Below are 20,512 nucleotides of genomic sequence, written 5' to 3' on the forward strand. Positions count from 1 at the left end.
GATCGTTCTCTAGAGTCGGGTTCATTACGTGAGAACGCTCGTTCTCGCTCATCAGAAAAGGACAACATCATGGGCTTCATTCCCGTAGGGACCGAAAACAGCACCACCACCCACCTTTACTACGAAGACCAGGGCGCAGGTCAGCCCGTGGTGCTGATCCACGGTTATCCGCTGGACGGCCACAGCTGGGAGCGGCAGACCCGCGAACTGCTCGCCTCCGGCTACCGTGTCATCACCTATGACCGCCGAGGCTTCGGCCAGTCCAGCAAGGCCGGCTCCGGGTATGACTACGACACGTTCGCTTCGGACCTGAATACCGTGCTGGAGACGCTGGACCTGTCCGACGTGATTCTCGTGGGCTTCTCCATGGGCACCGGCGAACTGGCCCGCTATGTCTCCCGCTACGGCCACAATCGCATCGCCAAGCTGGCCTTCCTTGCCTCGCTGGAACCCTTCCTCGTGGCTCGGGACGACAACCCCGAAGGCGTACCGCAGGAGGTCTTTGACGGCATTGAGTCCGCTGCCAGGGAAGACCGCTACGCCTGGTTCACCAACTTTTACTCCGACTTCTACAACCTGGGCGAGAACCTGGGCAGCCGGATCAGCCAGGAAGCCGTTACGGCCAGCTGGAACGTGGCCATCTCCAGCGCGCCGGTCGCAGCCTACGCTGTGGTCCCGACCTGGATCGAGGACTTCCGGGCAGATGTGGACGCCGTCCGTGAAAGCGGCAAGCCGGTGATGATCCTGCACGGCACCGCGGACAACATCCTGCCCATTGACGCCACTGCCCGACGGTTCCGGAAGCTCGTCCCGGATGCCGAATACGTTGAGATCGACGGCGCACCCCACGGTCTGCTGTGGACGCACGCTGCCGAGGTCAACAAGGCCCTGCTGGGCTTCGTGGCTAGGTAGAAACATAGGAACCCGGGAAGCAGCGGGACCGGCGTGCCCCCTGCTTCCCGGTGAGCCTACGAGGGAGGTGGCATGGAAAGCAGGCCCCCGTGCCGAGTACCGGGAAGGGCAGGAGCGGCCGACCGGTAGCGGTGCCCCGTTGGTGTGGTGATTTCCACCGTATGGCGGGTCTGAGGCTGCCGGGTCTGCATGGATTCGGCCGCCCACCCGGGTGCTTCCTTCGCGTGGTTGCAGGCCTCGCACAGGCCTTGAATGTTCCCGGCCTCGGTGGCCCCGCCGTCCTTGTGCGGTCGGATGTGGTCCATGTGCCGGATGGGTGCATCACACCACGGCGTTCGGCAGGTCTGGTCTCTAGCCGTGATCAGCCGGGTCAGGTTCGCAGGCACAAAACGGGCCTTCGAATCCATGCTGATCAACTCGCCGGAAGAAGGCGTCGTATAGAGGCGGCGCAACCATATACCTGTGTTTTCCGCGGAGCCCGGGCCGGAGATGTCACGGGTGGAGACGTCCGGGCCGGAGATGTCAGCAGCCGGAGTCTCCGGACGTGCTGGGGATTCCGCGGCTCCCGACCTTAGCACCGGCACAAACCCGGGGACTGCTTGCCGCCCTTTGCCCACACCTTTTCTTATCAAGTCCCGCGCCCACGGCGACGGAACCACACCGTACCCGACCAGGAACGCAGGCTCCCGGTCCCCGGCCAGCAGGGACCGGTCCGTCATCACCAACTGCACCCCTACCGGCACCTGCTCCGCTTGGGCCTGCCCGGTGATCCGCTCCACCATCGTGTCCGCCATGATCCGACCCCGACCCCTCACATCACCGCGGGCACGCAACGAATCCGCTTCCCGGCTCAACGCCGCGAACACCGCCACACCCTGGGCCACCGGCAACAGACCGGTCAGGTACGTCATGGTGTCCGGCGCCGGACGACAGGAGACATACCGGTCCTCCACCGCCTTCACCGCCCGCCGCACCAACGCCGCCTGATCAATCCGGTACGTGATCTTCCGGATCAGGGCGATCAGCCGCCCATCCCCGAGCCCCTCCAACACGGACGGGTCCCCTGCAATCTCGCGGTCCACCAACCTGCGGTCCTCAACGCTCAGGCATGCCGTCTCCCGCACCAGCAGGGTTGCGCGCCACTCACTGATCCGACCCTCAGACAACGCCGAAAGAGTGCACGGCATCTCCTCAGTGAGGGCTTTCGCGAAACCCAGGATTCGACCCCCGCGGGCCGGGGACTCACGCCGAGCCAACGCCACCTGCGCACCCACTCCCAAGTCCTGTTTCTCCCTCGGCAGCCCGGCCCGCGCATGCGCAGCACGCACCGAAGCATCCAGGGCTGCCGCGACCCGGGCCTGCATGGCACCGGCCGCGGCCTTCAACTCCTCCAACACCTGCAACCGGTCCACCAGACCCGCCGCGGAATCAGCAGCAATACCGGCGAGCGCCTCGGTCGAGGACAGGTCCCGGATCACCGACTTCAAGCCGGCAACCGACCCGGGGTGCTGGTTTAGAGCTGAGCCCCGCGATTTAGAACCAGACGCGGGGTCGAATGCAGCAGCGACAAGCGCGGCCTCTTTCCGTCCGGGCCCGTGAGCCGGCGCGGAAGCAGTGCCGCCTGCACGCGCAGCAGTATCGACAGCCGATTCCCGGGCACGAGCTGCCTTCCCGCTGCGGGCAGCACCGGACCGCGGGGTTCCATGCCTCGTCTCCGCAGTTGTCCCGGCAGCGTCAACAACCACCATTGATTCACCCATGGATGTGAGGCTAACGGCCTGGCACGACCCCTCTATCCGGGATTCCGGGCCGTGCGGATAACCGGGCAGCGAAAGACAAGACCGGTTTGGTGTGGAGGAAGACTGGCGCCGCACGGAAGCCGGACGGGAGGAAACGCGGAGACGGCATCCCGCCCGTGACTGTTGCCAATCCTCCAACCCGTCCGCTCCGGCGGCCGGGAGCTCGGCCGGGAGTTCCGCCGTGACCTCGGCCCGGCCTAGGCCTTCAGGGCCAACACGAACGGCAGCACGGCTTCGGCTCCGGCCTCCCGCAGCACCCTGCCTGCTTCGGTCAGGGTCCACCGGCTGTCCGCAAAGTCGTCCACCAGCAGCACCGGCCCGGGGTTGGCGGCAAACCAGGCGGCACCCTCGGGCGGGACGGCAAACTGGTCCCAGACGGAGGCCAACCGGAAGGCACTGTTGCCGCCCGGGCCGCCGGTAGGTCCGCCGTGCGGGGCCAGCAAGGCGCCCAGATACGGAATCCGGCCCAGGTCCGACAGCCCGCGGGCGAGCGAATCCACCAGCACTGGATGGGACCGGGACGGGATGCTCACAATGGCCACCGGGCGCTGTTCCCAGCCCCACTGGGCCAGGACCTGCACGCAGCCGTTGATCAGTGCGGCGTCGGCCGGGGCGTCTTCGGCGCCGGGCGCGAAGATTTCCCGCAGCCGCCCGCCCCAGCCAAGGTCGGTCAGGCGGGCCAGCGCCCGCCCGGATGACACCGCTTGGGCCGGCTTGATCTTGCCCTTGACCGGAACGCCCAGCCGGTCCATGCCGGAGGGGTACATGCCCCGGGGATCAACTTCGACACCAACCTTGCTCAGGGCGCTACCGGCGTTCTCGGTGGCTTCGGCGGCGACGTCGTCGGCGAACCAGCGGCCGGCGCAGTTGTCACATCGTCCGCACGGTGCGGCGGCCGGATCATCAAGCTGCTCGGAGAGGAACTGCATGCGGCAGCCGGACGTGTTTTCGTAATCCAGCATGGCCTGCTGCTCTTTGACGCGGGCGGCGGCAATGCGTTCGTAGCGTTCCCGGTCGTAGTGCCAGGGCCGGCCGGTACCCCGCCAGCCGCCGGACACCTTCTCCACCGCGCCGTCCACGGCCAGGACCTTCAGCAACAGCTCCAGCGGCGAGCGCTTCAGGTTGACGCGGGTCTCCAGCACGCCGGTGGAGAGCACTGCGCCGTCGGCGAGCTCGGCGAGCACCGCATTGGCGGGCCCCTCCGCGGGCATGGAGGAGGTGGCAAAGTACTGCCAAATGTCGCGGTCCTCCGCACCGGGCAGCAGCAGCACATCGGCGTTGGGCGTACCGCGGCCGGCACGGCCCACCTGCTGGTAGTAGGCCACCGGGGAGGACGGTGCGCCCAGGTGCAGGACGAAGCCGAGATCCGGCTTGTCGAAGCCCATGCCCAGTGCACTGGTGGCCACCAGTGCCTTGACCCGGTTTTCCTTCAGTGCGGCCTCGGCCTCTTCCCGGTCCGCGGGGTCCGTGCGTCCGGTGTAGGCCAGCACGGGGTGCCCTGCCTTCTGCAGCAGCCGGGCCGTATCTTCGGCGGCGGAGACGGTTAGCGCGTAGATGATTCCGCTGCCGGGCAGGTCATCAATGTGGGTCAGCAGCCAGGCCAGCCGGGCCCGGGGATTAGGCAGCCGCAGCACACCCAGCCGCAGGCTCTTGCGCGCCAGCGGCCCGCGGATGGTGAACACGTCTTCACCGCCGGCTGCCAGCTGCTCCTCAATGTCCTTGACCACCCGGCTGTTGGCCGTGGCGGTGGTCGCGAGCACCGGCACGGAGGCCGGCAGCTGTTCGATCAGGCTGCGGATCCGCCGGTAATCCGGCCGGAAGTCGTGGCCCCAGTCGGAAATGCAGTGCGCTTCATCAATCACCAGCAGCCCGGACCGGCGGATCAGCTCCGGCAGGTGCTGTTCCCTGAATCCGGGGTTGTTCAGCCGTTCCGGGGAAACCAGCAGCACATCCACCTGGTCCGCTTCGAGCTTGGCGGAAATCTCCTGCCACTCCAACTGGTTGGCGGAGTTGATGGCCTCGGCCCGCACCCCGGCCCGGGCTGCGGCCGCCACCTGGTCCCGCATCAGCGCCAGCAGCGGGGAAACAATCAGCGTGGGACCGGCACCGCGTGCCCGCAGCAACAGGCTGGCCACAAAGTACACCGCGGATTTGCCCCAGCCGGTGCGCTGGACCACCAGGGCCCGCCGGCCGCCGGAGACCAGCGCCTCGATGGCCTCGAACTGGTCCTGGTGGAACTGCGCGGATTCGTTGCCGACCAGCGCCCGCAGCAGCCCGACGGCTTCCGTGTGCAGCTCCCCCGCCGGGGTGTTTTGTAGATCCGAACCGTGTGTACCCGTGCTTTCCATACCTCCACTATCCCAGCCCGGTCTGACCCTTTTCTGCACACGATTGCCCATGTGGACAAGACCGCCACGGCGGGCGCCCCTATAGACTGGCCAACGTGAACAGTGCATTCGACCTCTCCGCGTCCTTCAAGGCCTACGACGTCCGCGGCGTCGTAGGCGAGACAATCACCCCGCAGATCGTCGAGGCCGTAGGGGCCGCTTTTGTTGACGTTCAGGGCCTGGCCGGACAGACGGTCCTGGTGGGCGGTGACATGCGTCCGTCTTCGCCCGAGTTCATCCGCGACTTCGCCCGCGGTGCCACGGCCCGCGGCGCCAACGTCCTGCTGCTGGACCTGATTTCCACCGATGAGCTGTACTACGCCTGCGGCGTACTGAACGCTGCCGGCGTCACCTTCACGGCCAGCCACAACCCCGCGCAGTACAACGGCATCAAGATGGCCAAAGCCGGTGCGGTGCCGATCTCCTCCGAGACCGGGCTCAAGGACATCCAGGCCCTGGCGGAGAAGTACCTTAACGACGGCGCCCCCGCCCCCGTGGCGACGCCCGGGCAGATCTCCGTCCGGGACGTCCTGGCCGACTACGCCGGATACCTCCGCCAGCTGGTGGACCTCTCCGGTATCCGCCCGCTGAAGGTAGTGGTGGACGCCGGCAACGGCATGGCCGGCATGACCACGCCCGCGGTGCTGGGCGACACCATCCTCCCGGGCCTGCCGCTGGACATCATTCCGCTGTACTTCGAGCTGGACGGCTCCTTCCCGAACCATCCGGCCAACCCGCTGGAACCGGAGAACCTGCGGGACCTGCAGGCCGCCGTCGTCGAACACGGCGCGGACCTGGGCCTGGCGTTCGACGGCGACGCGGACCGCTGCTTCGTGATTGACGAGAAGGGCGATCCGGTCAGCCCGTCCGCTGTCACCGCCCTGGTGGCCCGCCGGGAAATTGCCCGGGCCAAGGCCGCTGGCGAAGAGACCCCGGTGATCATCCACAACCTGATCACCTCCCGCGCCGTTCCGGAACTGGTGGCGCACGACGGCGGCCGTGCCGTCCGTACCCGGGTGGGCCACTCCTTCATCAAGGCCGTGATGGCCAGTGAAGGCGCCGTCTTCGGCGGCGAGCACTCCGCGCACTACTACTTCCGCGATTTCTACAACGCGGACACGGGCATGCTCGCAGCCATGCACGTCCTGGCGGCCCTGGGCGAACAGAACCGCACGCTCTCGGACCTGGCCCGCGAGTACGAGCCGTATTTCTCCTCCGGCGAGGTGAACTCCCGGGTGGAGGACGTCCCGGCCGCCCTGGCCCGCGTCCGCGCCGAGTACGAGCACGACGGCGTCACCGTGGACACCCTGGACGGCCTCACCTTCACCTCGAACGACGGCGCCTGGTGGTTCAACCTGCGCGCATCCAACACCGAACCCTTCCTGCGTCTGAACGCTGAAGCAGAGGACCTGCCCACCATGGAGCGCGTCCGCAACCACGTACTTGAACTAGTGAGGAAATAAGACATGGCTGATGTAGAACTCAACGGCGGCGAGCCCTCCGCGCAGGTCCAGGATGACCTGAACTCCCTGATCGGCACCGCCCTGGGCGTCACCCAGGAACAGCTGGAGGCGCAGGGCGCGTTCCTACCCGCCGCACTGGTGGTGCAGAACGACGGCGAGCTGCGGATGATCGCGGTGGCACCGGAAGAAAGCGACGAGGAACTCGACGCCGACGCCATGATCGAGGACCTTTACACGGTGCTCGCCGAGCAGAAAGCCGATCTGCGCGCCGTCGCCGTGTTCTCCGACATCACGCTGCCGGAGGAGGACACCGACGCCATCCACGTGGTGACCGAACACTCGGAGGGCGTGTGCATCTCCGCCATCCAGACCTACTCCGCCGACGGCGACGAGTGGACGTTCAACGAGCCCATCTGGGAATCCGGAGAACCGATCGTCTGGGGCACCGAGGAGGACTAACCTCCCGACGGCTATTCCTCTGCGGCAACCGTGCACCATTTCCGGGCACGGTTGCCGCAGGTGTTGCCAGCACTTTTACCGCCGGCTTATCCGGCGGGTTGGCGCAGCTCCTCGGGAGCCAAGGGCACGCTGCGGAGCCGGTTCTTGACCACTTTGCCGCCGGCGTTCCGCGGGAGCTCATCCACGAACACCAGGTCTTTGGGGTGCTTGAAGCGCGCCAGCCGCCCGTCAAGCCACGCGGACAGTTCATCGGCCGTCAGTGACTGCCCGGGAACCAGGACGACGGCGGCAACCGGCACCTCGCCCCATTTCTCGTTCGGACGCCCGTAGACAGCGGCCTCCTGCACGGCGGGATGGGCGAACAGGGCGTTTTCGATTTCCATGCAGTAGATGTTCTCGCCGCCGGAAATGATCATGTCCTTGACCCGGTCCACCACCCAGACAAACCCCTCCTCGTCCTGCCGGACCAGGTCGCCGGAATGGAACCAGCCGCCCTCGAATGCCTCGGCGGTTTCCCGGGGCTTGCGCCAGTAGCCGCTCATCATGTTGGGGCCCCGGTACACAATCTCGCCCACCTCGCCGGGAGCTACGTCTTCCATGGCCGGATTCACTACCCGGTACTGGATGGTGGGGATCGGCTGCCCCACCGACCCCAGCTTCCGGCGGGAATCCGGTCCGCGCAGCACACAGGTGATTGGCGCCATTTCCGTCTGCCCGAACACCGCAACGTTCATGGCGTGCGGAAAGCATTCCTCCATGGCCTGCAGGATGCTGTCCGAGGCCGGAGCAGCTCCCCAGCTGACAATCCGCAGCGCCAGATCACGGTCCTTCAGCCCGGGCTCCGCGCAGATCAGCTGCCATTGGGTGGGCACGTTGAACACGATGGTGGCCCGCTCCTGCTCCCATGCATCGATGATGGCGGCGGGATTAAAAGCACCCAGCGGATGGATGACGGTGGGGATGCCCAGCACGAAATTGGGGGCGATCGACCCGAAGCCGGCGATGTGGAACATGGGTGCCGTCAGGAACGCGATGTCGTCCTCTGTGAACACCGCGTTGGCGCGGATGCAGGTTAGGGACTGGGCCTGCAGGTTCAGGTGGTCCAGCATGGCCCCCTTGGGCCTGCCGGTGGTGCCGGAGGTGTACATGATCAGGGCGGTGGTTTCCTCCGGAACGTCCGGCAGCTCGAATCCGGCCGGGCTTTCCGCCACCAGGTCATCGAAGGCCTCGGCACCCTCGCCCGCGGGGCCGCCGACAACAACCATCCGCTTGATCCGCGGGCTGATGGCAGCCACCGCACCGGCCAGGGGCAGCAGGACGGATTCAACCACCAGGACGTCAGCGTCGGCGTCGTCGAAAATGTAGGCCAGCTCCGGCGGGGAGAGCCGGATGTTGACCGGAACCGCCATGGCACCGAGCTTGTTGATGCCGAAGACGGCTTCTGCGGTCTCAGGGCGGTTCAGGGTCAACAGCAGGACCCGGTCACCGAACTGCACGCCGCGCCGGGCCAGGGCGGCGGCAAAGGCGGTGGAACGCTCATCTGTTTCACGCCAGGTGACGGTGTTCCCCATAAAGCGGAAGGCGGTGGCGTCCGGATTCATCTGCGCGTGCCCGGCAATCTGGTTCATCCAGTGGTTGCGGCGGTGCCGGGAGTCGATCCCTTCGGGGATGCCGGCCTGGGTGGAAGCTGGAGCGGAGCTCATGTGGATCCCTTTCATACAACGGTGTATGGGCCGGCAGCGTGCACCCGCCACGGAAGAGATTGTGGGATCAGTATGCAGGAAAACAAGCCTCGAGTCAGCCCTTTTGTTAACCGCAATTCACATCCTTGGAAGCAGGTAATCCGGGCCGGCAGCCCTGGGCTGGGCTACGCTGGGCGCATGCCGTCGCCCGCGGGCTCCGCCTCCCGTCCCGAACACGTCCTCCCGGCCCGAGCCGTCCGGCCGCGCAACCGGCGGCAGCTTATTGCCCGGGCAGCAGCACTGGCCTTCAGCGAGCGCGGTTACCACGGGGTGAGCATGGAGGCAATAGCGTCCGAGGTCGGCATCTCCGCCGCGGCCCTGTACCGGCACTATCCCGGCAAATACAGCCTTTTCCTGGAAGCCGCCCTGCGGCTGGTCCAGGACCTGCTCGACGCCACGGACGACGACGTCCTCCCGGCCGCGGAGAGCCCCGGCGAGCGGCTGGAACAGCTGGTGGACGCGGTGATTGCCGTGACGCAGGCCAACCGCAGGACCGGCAGCATCTACCGGCACGAGGCGCACTACCTGAGCCCGGCCGACCATACCCTCCTCTGGACCCGGTTTGACCAGCTGACGCGGCGGGTCCTGCTGCCGCTCTCAGCGGTGCAGCACGGGCTTGATGCCGCGCGCGCCCGGTTCCTGTGCGTGGGCGCCTTCGGCATGATCGCCAGCATCACGGCACACCACACCGTGCTGAGCCCCCGCAAGACGGCCGAACTGCTCCGCGGCTCCGTCCTGGCGGTCCTGTACTTCCCGTTGGATGCGGCCGCCGGACCGGCGCCCGGCGGCAGCGCCCCCGGCCTGGCCGTCCCGGCCGCAGACCGCCCACGCTCAGATGCCCCGGATCCGGACACCACTCCCCTGGCCCACCCGGATCCGGACACCGCCGCGCCGGCCGCCCCGGGAACCGTTCCGCGCCGGGAACTGCTGCTGTCCGAAGCGGTGACGCTGTTTTACCGTAAGGGCTACCGTGAGGTCGGCATTGAAGAGATCGGCGCTGCCGCAGGGGTTACGGCCTCTGCCGTGTACCGCCACTTCCCCGGCAAATCGGCCCTGCTGCTGCAGGCATGCCAGCGGGCCGCCGAGCGCCTCGCAGCGGCCACGGAAGCGGCGGTTGCCCCGGCCGCCGGACCCGCCCAGGCCCTGGTGGCGCTTACCTCCGCCTATGTCCGGCACACGTTCGCCCACCACCAGCTGATGTCCGTGTATTTTGCGGATTCGCTGAATCTCTCCGCGGATGAGCAGGCCCAGCTGCGCAGCCTCCAGCGTGCGCACATCCGGGTATGGGTGGACCTCCTGGCGGAACTGCGTCCGGAGCTGGGTGCCGCCGAAATCAGGTTCCTCGTCCACGGGGCGTTGAACATGGCCGCGGATCTGGGCCGGTTTACCCGGTTCGACCGGTCACCGGAGAACTGCGAACGCACCAGCCGCCTGATCCTGCAGGCGCTGGGGGCGGGCGGTTAGCGCCGGTCAGGCATCGTGCGCCCGGGACCGGCCGCTGCCCCGGCGGCTGCCGTGCAGGAGGCCCAGCATGGCCCGGGCAATTTTCATGTCCCGCTCGGACCGGTGCATCCGCAGCAGATCCAGCGGAGGGGCAAACCGCTGTTCGGTCAGGGCCTTGGGCACACTGAATTCACGCAGCCCGTCCGCCCCGTGGATCCGGCCGAAGCCGGAATCCTTCACCCCGCCGAACGGCAGCGACCCGATAGCGGCGAAACCCAGCACGGAATTGACCGTCACTACACCGGATTTCAGCCGCGCGGCCAACCCGCGGGCTGCGGTCCGGCTGCCGCTGAAGATCGAGGCACCCAGCCCGTAACCCGTCCCGTTGGCACGTTCCACGGCCTCATCCATATCCGCCACCGGATTAACGACGACGACGGGTCCGAAGGTTTCCCGGCGTACGGCATCGTTGTCCTCGGGCACTTCGGCAAGCACCACCGGGTCGATCCGCCGGTCCCCGTGCACCGAACCGGGCCCGCCGAGCACGGCGCGGCCGCCGGCATCCAAGGCGGCATCAATGTGCGCGGCCACGACGCCCGACTGCGCCGGCAGGGTCATGGGCCCGTAATCGGCCTCCGCACCGGTCCCGGCCGTCAGGTCCCGTCCCTTCTGCACCACCAGGTCCAGGAACGGCTGGTACACCTTGCGGTCCACGTAGACCCGTTCCACGCCGGCACAGGTTTGCCCGGCATTGCCCATCGCCCCGAAAACCGCGGCGGAGGCAGCGGCCTCCAGATCGGCGTCGGCGGCCACCAGCATTGCATCCTTGCCGCCGCACTCGGCCACCATGGGAGTGAGGGTTTCGGCGCAGACGGCCATCACTTTTTTGGCCGTGTCCGTGGATCCGGTGAAGGCGATCTTGCCGCAGCCGGACCGGGCCAACGCTTCACCGGTTTCCGCGCCGCCGGTCACCACGGAGAACACCGGGCGGCCGCAGATCTGCTGCCATTTCCGTTCGATCCACAGCGCCGTACCCGGGGTGAGCTCGCTGGGCTTGAAGACCACCGCATTCCCGGCGGCCAACGCGTAGGAGATGGAGCCCATGGGGGTGTACAGCGGATAGTTCCATGGGCCGATAACGCCCACCACTCCGTAGGGTTCATACCCCACGCTGGCCTTCTGGTTCACGGCCACAAGTCCCGGGGAAACAGTGCGCCGGCGCAGGACCGGGCTGGCGTGCTTGGCCGCCCAATCCAGGTGCCCCAGCGCCAGCATGATTTCCAGGACGGCGTCGTCCACGGGCTTGCCGGTTTCCGCAGCCATGATGCCGGCGAGGGCATCGGCGTCATCGGCGATGGCGGCCTTCCACGCCTGGAGCACCGCCTTGCGCCCGTCGAAGCCCTGGCCGTGCCACCAGAGTGCGGCATCCTTCGCGCGGGCGACGGCGGAGGCCACCCCGCCCGGACCGTCCGTCCTCGCACCGGCGGACGGGGCCGGGAGGACGGACGGTCCGGAGATTGTGTTGTTGCTGTGCTGCACGGTGCTGGTCATGGCACTGCTCCTGGGGCCTGGATCGAAGGATGCAACGGGCGGTGGGAATGGGACGGGCTAAAGACCGGAAGTTAACCGTGGTTCACGTGCGTGGTCCCGACAATAGGCCGCCGCACCGCCGCGGGCAAGGGCGCCGGAAAACTCCTTTCCTCGGGCCCGGCCCGCTGCCCTGCCTGCGGCAACGGGTCCCCGCCCCGGCGTCGAATACGCCCCGCCCGGCAGGGAAGGGGTTAGATTCGAGGCAGACAGAGAAGCCGCAGCAGATTTGGATCCTTGCCCGTGAACTCCCCTTCCGACGCCGCGCCGGCGAAGAAATCGCTCCTGACGCGGGAGCGCATCCTGGATGCGGCCGCGCACGTGCTCAGCCGCAAGGGATACGCCGGCACCCGGCTCGCCGACGTGGCTGAAGTGGCCCAGGTGCAGGCACCGGCCATCTACTACTACTTTCCGTCACGGGACGAGCTGATCGAGGAGGTCATGTGGGTGGGGGTCTTCCGGGTGCACCGGCACGTCCGGGAAACGCTGGCCGCCCTGCCGGAATCCGCCTCGGCGCTGGACCGGATCCTGGCCGCGGTTGAAGCCCATCTGCGGTACGAGCTGCAGATCTCGGACTACACCACCGCGTCCATCCGCAATGCCGGCCAGGTTCCGGAGCAGCTGCGGACCCGTCCTGCCGCCGAGGAGGCCGCCTACAGCCGGATCTGGACCGGCCTGCTGCGCCAGGCCGCCGAGGCCGGTGAACTCCGGCCGGGGCTGGATATCAATGTGTCCCGGCTGCTGCTGCTCGGTTCCATGAACTGGGCGGCGGAGTGGTGGAACCCGCACACCAGGTCGCTGGCAGACCTGGTGCAGGCTTCTCAGGACATGGTGCGCTACGGCATGGGCAACCCCGCGGCGTTCGGGGCGCCGGATACGGAACGGCCCGGAAAACCGGAAACCGGCACCGGGTCAGGCACTGACCCCCGGAACCACTAGCGCCAGCCGGTCCCGGAGCACCGCTTCGGCCTCCGCCACCACGCGCCGCACTACCTCGCCCGCCGGCGGCACGTCGTGGATCAGGCCCTGCACCATGCCCACGCTCCAGATGCCCGCCTCCACGTCCCCGGTCTCGTAGACCTTCCGCCCCTTGGCACCGGCCACGAGGTCACGTACCGCCGGGAAGTCCCCGCCATCGGCGAGGATCCGCACCACCTCCCGGCTGACGCTGTTGCTGGCCACGCGGGCGGTATTGTTCAGCGTCCGGAAGATCAGTTCGGTGTCCCGTTCCGTTGCTGCCACGATCCGCTCCTTCACGCTGGAACTGATCGGGGATTCCTGTGTGCACATAAACCGCGTCCCCATGTTGACACCGTCGGCGCCCAGCACCAGGGCGGCGGCCAGGCCGCGCCCGTCGGCGAACCCGCCCGAGGCGATAAAGGGAATGGAAAGGGCGTCGGCGGCCGCCGGGACCAGGACGAGCCCGGGCACGTCGTCCTCGCCGGGGTGCCCGGCACATTCGAAGCCGTCGATGCTGACCGCGTCCACCCCCACCTTCTGGGCCTTGAGCGCGTGCCGGACGCTGGTGCACTTGTGGATGATGCGCACCCCGTGCGCCCGGAACATCTCCATGTGCGGTTCCGGATTGGAACCGGCCGTCTCCACAATGGTGATTCCGGCGTCGATGATGGCCCGCCGGTACTCGTCATAGGGCGGCGGGGTGATGGAGGGCAGGATGGTCAGGTTCACGCCGAAGGGTTTGTCCGTGAGCGTGCGGGCGCGTTCGATCTCCCGCACCAGGTCCCCCGGCGTGGGCTGGGTCAGCGCAGTGATCATGCCAAGCCCGCCCGCCTCGCTGACGGCGGCGGCCAGTTCGGCGCGGCCCACCCACATCATTCCGCCCTGCACAACCGGGTGGTCGATACCGAAGGTTTCCGTAAAACGTGTCCTGAGCATGGTCTCTCCTGGTTGGCAGGGTCGGCAGGGGCGGAAGGGCGGAAGGGTCACCCCACCGGCACGGCTTCGGCCTGTGCCAGCAGGGAGGCAGGCGGCTGGAACTGCTCACCGTACCGGGCCGCAAGCTCCTGCGCCCGGGCGACGAAACCGGGCAGCCCGCCGTCGTACTGGTGCATGTACCGGACCACCCCGCCGGTCCACGCCGGGAAGCCGATGCCGTACAGCGAGCCGATGTTGGCATCCGCGGCGCTGGCCAGCACACCGGCATCAAAACACCGCACGGTCTCCAGGGCTTCCGCGAACAGCATGCGTTCCTGCAGGTCGATCAGCGGAACCTGTGCACTGCCGGACGCAAACTCGGTGCGCAGCCCGGGCCACAGTCCCACCCGCCGGCCCTCGTCGTCGTAGTCGTAGAACCCGGCACCGGTGGAACGCCCGCGCCGGTCCAGTCCGTCCACCATCCGGTCGATGACCTGCTCGGAGGGGTGTCCAGGCCAGGGCCGGCCGTCAGCTTCCGCCGCGGCGCGGGTCTCCCGGCGGATCTTCTGGGTCAGCGTCAGCGTCAGTTCATCCAGCAGCGCCAGCGCACCGGCCGGATAGCCGGCCTGCAGCGCCGCCTGCTCCACGCTGGCGGGTTCCACCCCCTCCCCCACTGCGGCCACGGCTTCGGCGATGAAGGTGCCGATGACGCGGGAGGTGAAGAAGCCGCGGCCGTCATTGACCACAATCGGGGTCTTGCGGATCTGCAGGACAAAGTCGAACACCTTGGCCAGGACCTCGTCCGAGGTGTGTTCACCGCGCACTATTTCCACCAGCGGCATCTTGTCCACCGGTGAGAAGAAGTGGATGCCGATGAAGTCGCTGCGCCGTTTGACCCCCTCGGAGAGCAGGGTGATCGGCAGCGTCGAGGTGTTCGAGCCCAGCACCGCATGTGGTGCCACCACGTCTTCGATCTCGCGGAACACCTGCATCTTGACCTCGGGGCTTTCAAACACCGCTTCAATTACCATGTCCACGCCGGCGAAGTCCGCCGCTTCCGTGCAGGGTTGGATCCTCTCCAGCAACACCGCGGAGGCTTCCGGGGTGGTCCGCCCGGCGGACAGCGCTTTTTCCTCCAGCCGCACCGCGTAGGCCTTGCCCCTCTCGGCCGCGGCCAGGCTGACGTCCCGCAGGACGACGTCGATGCCGGCCTTGGCGGCAACGTAGGCAATGGCGGCCCCCATCATGCCGGCGCCGAGCACCCCCACTTTGGCGGCCTTAAACCGGGGGAAGCCCTCCGGCCGGCTGGCTCCGCCGGACACTGACTGCAGGTCGAAGAAGAAGGCGGAGATCATGTTCTTGGCCACCTGCCCGTTGGTCAGGTTCACCAGGTACCGGGTTTCGATGGCGCAGGCGGTGTCAAAGTCCACCCAGGCTCCCTCGACGGCGGCGGCCAGTGCGGCCCGCGGCGCGGGCATCGGCGCCCCTTTGAGCTGTTTGCGCAGGGTGGCCGGGAACGCGGGCAGCATTGCGGCCACGGACGGGTTCGACGGCCCGCCGCCGGGCAGCCGGAACCCCGGAGTGTCCCAGGGCTTCACCGGGGCCGGGTGGGCGGCAATCCAGGCGCGGGCCGCCGGTTCCAGGTCCTCCGCTGCGGCCACCACCTCGTCGATGAGCCCGACGGCGAGCGCCTGCTGCGGGGTGAAGCGCCGGGCCGGCAGGATCACCTCGGTCAGGGCCTTCTGCAGGCCGAGCATCCGCACGGTGCGGCTGATGCCGCCGCCGCCGGGCAGCAGGCCGAGGCTGACCTCCGGCAGGCCCAGCCGGGTGCCGGGCAGGTCCGCCGCGACCCGGTGGTGGGCGGCCAGGGCGATTTCCAGTCCGCCGCCCAGCGCCGTACCGTTGATGGCGGCCACCACGGGCAGGCCCAGCTTCTCCAGCCGGCGCAGGTCCGACTTGACCGCGTTAATGTGCCGGGTCTGCTCGGCGGACCGGGAGGCCTGGGCGGAGCTGAGCCGGTTCAGGTCACCGCCGGCAAACCAGCTCTTTTTGGCCGAAGCCAGGATGACCCCGGTGATGCTTTCCCGTTCCGCTTCGAGCCGGTCCGCCACGGCAGCCATGGAGTCCGCGTAGGCGTCATTCATGGTGTTGACGTTGCTGTCCGGGTCATCCATGGTCAGCGTGATGATCCCGTCATCCCCGCGTTGCCAGTGGATGGCCGTGTTCCTGCCGTCCTGCATGGGTGCCTCCTTCATGGCCGGTCAGATCCGCTCGATAATCGTGGCGATGCCCATGCCGGCACCAACGCAGAGGGTGGCCAGTCCGCGCCGCAGCTCGCGCCGCTCCAGCTCGTCCAGCAGGGTACCCAGGATCATGGCCCCGGTGGCGCCCAGCGGATGGCCCATGGCAATTGCTCCGCCGTTCACGTTCACCTTTTCGTGGGGTATGTCCAGGTCCCGCATCCACTTCAGCACCACGGCGGCAAACGCTTCGTTGAGTTCAAACAGGTCAATGTCGCCGGTGTCCAGCCCCGCCTTGGCGAGGACCTTGCGGGTGGCCGGGGTGGGACCGGTCAGCATGATGGTGGGCTCGCTGCCGACGACGGCGGTGGCCACGATGCGTGCCCGCGGAACCATCTCCGCGGCCCGGCCCGCCTCGGCGCTGCCGATGGCCAGCAGCGCCGCCCCGTCCACGATGCCCGAGGAATTTCCCGCGGTGTGGACATGCCGGATGCGTTCCACGAAGTGGTACTTCTGCAGGGCCACCGCATCAAACCCGCCCTGCTCCCCCACTGCCTCAAAGGCGGTCGGCAGCCCGGCGAGGGAATCCGCGGTGGTTTCCGGGCGCATGTGCTCGTCGGCGGCCAGCAGCACCACCCCGTTCATGTCCCGGACCGGCACAACCGACCGGGCAAAGTATCCGTTGGCCCAGGCCTTGGCGGCGCGGTCCTGGGACAGGGCGGCAAAACCGTCCACCTCCTCCCGGCTGAAGCCCTCGATGGTGGCGATCAGGTCCGCCGAAATGCCCTGCGGAACAAAATAGTTGTCGTAGGCGGTGGCCGGGTCCTGCGCGTAGGCACCGCCGTCGGAGCCCAGCTGCACCCGGGACATGGATTCCACGCCGCCGGCCAGGACCAGGGATTCCCATCCGCTGGCTACCTTTTGCGCCGCCAGGTTGACCGCTTCCAGCCCGGAGGCACAGAACCGGTTGACCTGGACCCCCGGGACGGACTCCGGCAGGCCGGCCGCCAGTCCGGCCGCCCGGGGCAGGTTGCCGCCCTGTTCCCCCACCGGTGAGACCACGCCCAGTACGACGTCGTCCACTGCCTCCGGATCCAGCCCGGGGTTGCGCACCTGGACTTCCCGCAGCAGCCCGGCAGCCAGGTCAACGGGTTTCACGCTGTGCAGGGACCCGTTTTTGTTTTTCCCGCGCGGGGTACGCATGGCGTCGTAGATATACACGTCTTCAGGCATGTCCGGTCTCCAATTCCTGCGGCGCAGGGCTACAGCCCCATGCTCCGGCCGACGATTTCCTTCATGATTTCGGTGGTGCCGCCGTAGATGGTGCTGATCCGGGCGTCTTCGTAGTCCTGGGCTATCCGGTACTCGCGCATGTAGCCGTAGCCGCCGAAAAGCTGCAGGCAGCGGTTGACGGCGGTGACGTACTGCTCGGTGCACCACCATTTCGCAGCCGCTGCCTCTTCCGCGCTGAGGTCGCCGTCGACGTGCCGGCGGATGCAGTCGTCAATGTAGACGCGGCTGACCTGCACGGCGGTGGCGATCTCGGCCATGGTGAACCGGGAGTTCTGGAAAGAGCCGACGGGCTGGCCGAATGCCGTGCGTTCCTTCACGTATTCCACGGTCCGTTCGAGCACCCCTTCCGTGGCTGCCACGGCCGCAGCTGCGATGGACAGCCGCTCCTGGGGCAGGTTGGCCATCAGGCCGGCAAAGCCGGCGCCTTCGGGTCCGAGCAGGTTTTCGACCGGCACCCGGACATCGGTGAAGTGCAGCTCGCTGGTGTCCTGGGCGTGCAGCCCGATCTTGTCCAGGTTCCGGCCGCGGGAAAAACCTTCCGCGTCCGCCTCCACCACAAAAAGGCTCAGTCCCCGGTGTTTGTCCGGGGAGGTCCGGGCTGCCACCACCACCAGATCGCAGTTTTGCCCGTTGGAGATGAAGGTCTTGGAGCCGTTGATGACATAGGAGTCGCCGTCGCGGACGGCGGAGGTGCGGATCCCTGCCAAATCGCTGCCGGTTCCCGGTTCCGTCATGGCCACAGCCGTCACCAGCTCACCGGCCGCGATGCCGGGCAGCCAGCGCTGCTTCTGCTCAGACGTGGTGAGGTCCAGGAAGTAGGGGAACACAATGTCGTTCTGCAGGGCGATGCAGGCCAGTCCTGAACTGACCGGGTTCCTGGCCAGCTCCTCCCCCATGACGGCGTTGAACCGGAAGTCCGCCATGCCGGCTCCGCCGAACTCCTCCGGGATGGCGAAGCCCAGGATGCCTGCCTCGGCGGCCTCGGTGAACAGCCAGCGGTCCACCTTTCCCTCCGCGTCCCAGCGCTCCGCGTTGGGGCGGCCATGCTTTTCCGCAAAGTGCCGGACCAGGTCCCGGAAGGATTCATGGTCGCTGTCATAGATGCTGCGCTGGGGTGACGTCATGGGCTTGTCCGATCCTCGCTGATCCGGCCGTGTGGGATCAGTGTAGGAAGCAGGCACGTTTTTTACAATGGATTAAAAAATGTGCCTTTCCCGCCACGGGCAGCCTTAAACGGGGAATGGTCCCTGCCGTAACCGGCAGGGACCATTCCCCTCGGGAGGACTAGGCGGCGAAGCGCTGCTTCAACTCGGCCAGCCGGTCCTTCAGTTCCTCCGGCAACGTGGGGCCGAAGCGCTCGTACCACTCGTCGATGCCGTCCAGCTCGGTGGCCCACTCCTGCGGATCCACACGGACGGCCTGCTCCACATCCTCGGGGGTCATGTCAAGGCCGCTCAGGTCGATGGAATCCCCGGTGGGCACAAAGCCGATGGGGGTTTCCACGGCATCCGCCTTGCCTTCGAGGCGTTCGATGACCCACTTGAGCACCCGGGAGTTGTCCCCGAAGCCGGGCCAGGCGAAGCCGCCGTCGGCCGTGCGGCGGAACCAGTTCACCAGGAAGATCTTGGGCAGCTTCTCCTGGTTGGCCTGCCCGCTGAGTTCGATCCAGTGCCGCAGGTAGTCTCCGGCGTCGTAGCCCATGAACGGAAGCATGGCCATGGGATCGCGCCGCACCACACCCACCGCGCCGGCGGCGGCCGCCGTGGTTTCGGAGGAGAGCGTGGAGCCCATGAAGATACCGCTCGCCCAGTCCCGGGCTTCGGTGACCAGGGGGACGGTGGTCTTGCGCCGGCCGCCGAAGAGGATGGCGGAGACGGGAACGCCGTCCGGGGAATGGTATTCATCGGCCAGCATGTCGATCTGGTCGATCGGCGTGCAGAAACGGGAGTTCGGGTGCGCGGCGGGACGGCCGGCGTCGGGCGTCCAGTCCTGGCCCAGCCAGTCCGTCAGGTGCGCCGGGGCCTCATCCGTCATGCCTTCCCACCAGACACCGCCGTCGTCGGTCAGCGCCACGTTGGTGAAAATGGAGTTGCCCTTGGCAATGGCGCGCATGGCGTTGGGGTTGGTGCTCCAGCCGGTCCCGGGGGCAACGCCGAACAGGCCCGCCTCCGGGTTGACCGCCCGCAGTTCACCCTCCTTGCCGAACCGCATCCAGGTGATGTCATCACCCAGGGTCTCGACCTTCCAGCCCTCGATCGTGGGATCGAGCAGGGCCAGGTTGGTCTTGCCGCAGGCCGAGGGGAAAGCGGCCGAGACGTAGTAGTCCTTCTGTGCCGGGCTGGTCAGCTTGAGGATGAGCATGTGCTCGGCCAGCCAGCCCTCGTCGCGGGCCATGATGGAGGCAATGCGCAGGGCGTAGCACTTCTTGCCCAGCAGCGCGTTGCCGCCGTAGCCGGAACCGTAGGACCAGATGGAGCGGTCTTCGGGGAAGTGCACAATCCACTTCTCGTCGCTGCAGGGCCAGGGCACATCCTCGGCACCGTCAGTCAGCGGGAAGCCCACGGAGTGGAGGGCGGGCACGAAGAACGCGTCCAGCTCTTCCATCTTGCGCAACACGTCGGTGCCGATGCGCGCCATGATGCGCATGGAGGCCACCACGTAGGCACTGTCGGTCACTTCGACGCCGAACTTCGGGTCCTCCGCTTCCAGATGGCCCATGACAAACGGAACCACGTACATGGTGCGGCCGCGCATGGAGCCGGCGAAGAGGCCGTTCAGCTTGGCCCGCATTTCCGCCGGGTCCATCCAGTTGTTGGTGAAGCCGGCATCCTCGCGCTTTTCCGAGCAGATAAAGGTCTGCTCCTCCACGCGGGCAACATCCTTGGGATCCGAGAACGCGGCGAAGGAATTGGGGAAGGTCTCGGGGTTGAGGCGGACCAGCGTGCCGGCTTCCACGAGCTCATCGGTGAGTGACCGGTTTTCCTCTTCGGAACCGGTTACCCAATACACGCGGTCAGGCTGCGTCAGCTCGGCAACTTCGTTCACCCACGCGAGGAGGGCCTGGTGGGAGGTTGGGGCCGCGGCCCCACCCTTGGTGCTGTCCAGCGGCTGGCTAACAGCATTGTTCTCGCCGCTCTCATCGAGAACTAGCTGACGCGCGTCATCGCCCATGACTCTTCCCTTCGTTGGGTCAGTGGTGTGTTTTGATGCTAGTTGCGCCCTGCAGACCGGCCCGGCTGAAAAGATCGCACCTTTACCGCCGCACTGGTGAACAAACCCTGAAATCCAAGAGAACTATGGCCTCCATCCTAT

14 protein-coding genes are annotated in these 20,512 nt (G+C 67.4%); 5 read left to right on the plus strand and 9 right to left on the minus strand.

Translation table 11 applies throughout. The annotated features are described in order from the left end of the window. Positions 1 to 69: 69 nt before the first annotated feature. The gene (locus tag AC5RUF_RS01495; protein WP_493997882.1) at positions 70 to 912 is read left to right on the plus strand and encodes an alpha/beta fold hydrolase; all 843 of its coding nucleotides are present in this window, start codon (positions 70 to 72) and stop codon (positions 910 to 912) included. 56 nt (positions 913 to 968) lie between these two features. Here AC5RUF_RS01495 and AC5RUF_RS01500 read toward each other — a convergent pair whose 3' ends face one another. After that, positions 969 to 2,390 carry an HNH endonuclease gene (locus AC5RUF_RS01500; RefSeq protein WP_494129591.1) on the minus strand — a complete coding sequence of 474 codons (1,422 nt, stop codon included), beginning with the start codon at positions 2,388 to 2,390 and terminating at the stop codon, positions 969 to 971. A gap of 518 nt (positions 2,391 to 2,908) precedes the next feature. Further along, positions 2,909 to 5,059, minus strand: a complete 2,151-nt coding sequence (locus tag AC5RUF_RS01505) for a RecQ family ATP-dependent DNA helicase (protein ID WP_494129467.1) — start codon at positions 5,057 to 5,059, stop codon at positions 2,909 to 2,911. 95 nt (positions 5,060 to 5,154) lie between these two features. Between AC5RUF_RS01505 and AC5RUF_RS01510 the strand changes: the two genes are divergently transcribed. Beyond that, entirely contained in the window at positions 5,155 to 6,561 is a 1,407-nt protein-coding gene (locus AC5RUF_RS01510; protein ID WP_494129468.1) for a phosphomannomutase/phosphoglucomutase, read from the plus strand. Between the two features lie 3 nt (positions 6,562 to 6,564). Next, complete coding sequence (locus AC5RUF_RS01515; RefSeq protein ID WP_494129469.1) at positions 6,565 to 7,020, plus strand: hypothetical protein; 456 nt, start codon at positions 6,565 to 6,567, stop codon at positions 7,018 to 7,020. Positions 7,021 to 7,106: 86 nt separating this feature from the next. On the opposite strand, the gene AC5RUF_RS01520 is transcribed toward AC5RUF_RS01515, so the two are convergent. After that, complete coding sequence (locus AC5RUF_RS01520) at positions 7,107 to 8,723, minus strand: long-chain-fatty-acid--CoA ligase (RefSeq protein WP_494129470.1); 1,617 nt, start codon at positions 8,721 to 8,723, stop codon at positions 7,107 to 7,109. Positions 8,724 to 8,900: 177 nt separating this feature from the next. Between AC5RUF_RS01520 and AC5RUF_RS01525 the strand changes: the two genes are divergently transcribed. Continuing rightward, complete coding sequence (locus AC5RUF_RS01525; protein ID WP_494129471.1) at positions 8,901 to 10,226, plus strand: TetR/AcrR family transcriptional regulator; 1,326 nt, start codon at positions 8,901 to 8,903, stop codon at positions 10,224 to 10,226. 6 nt (positions 10,227 to 10,232) lie between these two features. On the opposite strand, the gene AC5RUF_RS01530 is transcribed toward AC5RUF_RS01525, so the two are convergent. Beyond that, complete coding sequence (locus AC5RUF_RS01530; protein ID WP_494129472.1) at positions 10,233 to 11,756, minus strand: aldehyde dehydrogenase family protein; 1,524 nt, start codon at positions 11,754 to 11,756, stop codon at positions 10,233 to 10,235. A 279-nt stretch (positions 11,757 to 12,035) separates the two neighbouring features. On the opposite strand from AC5RUF_RS01530, the gene AC5RUF_RS01535 reads away from it, so the two are divergent. Beyond that, entirely contained in the window at positions 12,036 to 12,731 is a 696-nt protein-coding gene (locus tag AC5RUF_RS01535; protein WP_494129473.1) for a TetR/AcrR family transcriptional regulator, read from the plus strand. On the opposite strand, the gene AC5RUF_RS01540 is transcribed toward AC5RUF_RS01535, so the two are convergent. From AC5RUF_RS01540 to AC5RUF_RS01560, 5 genes are all read right to left on the minus strand, one after another. Beyond that, positions 12,705 to 13,688, minus strand: coding sequence for an NAD(P)H-dependent flavin oxidoreductase (locus tag AC5RUF_RS01540; RefSeq protein WP_494129474.1), 984 nt, complete (start codon positions 13,686 to 13,688; stop codon positions 12,705 to 12,707). The genes AC5RUF_RS01535 and AC5RUF_RS01540 overlap by 27 nt on opposite strands. 47 nt (positions 13,689 to 13,735) lie before the next feature. Continuing rightward, a complete protein-coding gene (locus AC5RUF_RS01545; RefSeq protein WP_494129475.1) occupies positions 13,736 to 15,907 on the minus strand; it encodes a 3-hydroxyacyl-CoA dehydrogenase NAD-binding domain-containing protein in 2,172 nt (723 codons plus the stop codon). 21 nt (positions 15,908 to 15,928) lie between these two features. Then, the gene (locus AC5RUF_RS01550) at positions 15,929 to 17,140 is read right to left on the minus strand and encodes an acetyl-CoA C-acetyltransferase (RefSeq protein WP_494129476.1); all 1,212 of its coding nucleotides are present in this window, start codon (positions 17,138 to 17,140) and stop codon (positions 15,929 to 15,931) included. A 29-nt stretch (positions 17,141 to 17,169) separates the two neighbouring features. Next, entirely contained in the window at positions 17,170 to 18,324 is a 1,155-nt protein-coding gene (locus AC5RUF_RS01555) for an acyl-CoA dehydrogenase family protein (protein ID WP_494129477.1), read from the minus strand. Between the two features lie 160 nt (positions 18,325 to 18,484). Continuing rightward, positions 18,485 to 20,371, minus strand: coding sequence for a phosphoenolpyruvate carboxykinase (GTP) (locus tag AC5RUF_RS01560; protein ID WP_494129478.1), 1,887 nt, complete (start codon positions 20,369 to 20,371; stop codon positions 18,485 to 18,487). Between the last annotated feature and the right edge of the window lie 141 nt (positions 20,372 to 20,512).

This window comes from Arthrobacter sp. Y3224198 (assembly GCF_059090025.1).